The organism is Corynebacterium sp. HMSC034H07 (assembly GCF_001815175.1).
GTDB lineage: Bacteria > Actinomycetota > Actinomycetes > Mycobacteriales > Mycobacteriaceae > Corynebacterium > Corynebacterium hiratae.
In genome coordinates, this window is sequence record NZ_KV819500.1 from 1 (window position 1) to 206 (window position 206).

The following is a 206-nucleotide window of genomic DNA, read 5'->3' on the forward strand; positions in this document are numbered from 1 at the left end:
AGTTGTTTGTTTTGTTTGGTGTCGGCGGTTTCTTACTCTCCCACAACCTCCCGGTTGCAGTACCATCAGCGTTAGCAGGCTTAGCTTCCGGGTTCGGAATGGGACCGGGCGTTTCCCTGCTGCTATAGGCCACCGACAAACACACGGAGCAACGGCTGGTTGCTGGTGTTGTGTCAGATACTGTGTAGTGGACGCAAGCGACAGTG

The 206-nt window shown here is 54.9% G+C and carries 1 rRNA gene; it reads right to left on the reverse strand.

The window, feature by feature from the left end:
• Positions 1 to 19: 19 nt before the first annotated feature.
• Positions 20 to 137, reverse strand: a 5S ribosomal RNA gene (rrf, locus tag HMPREF3009_RS02650).
• Positions 138 to 206: the final 69 nt, after the last annotated feature.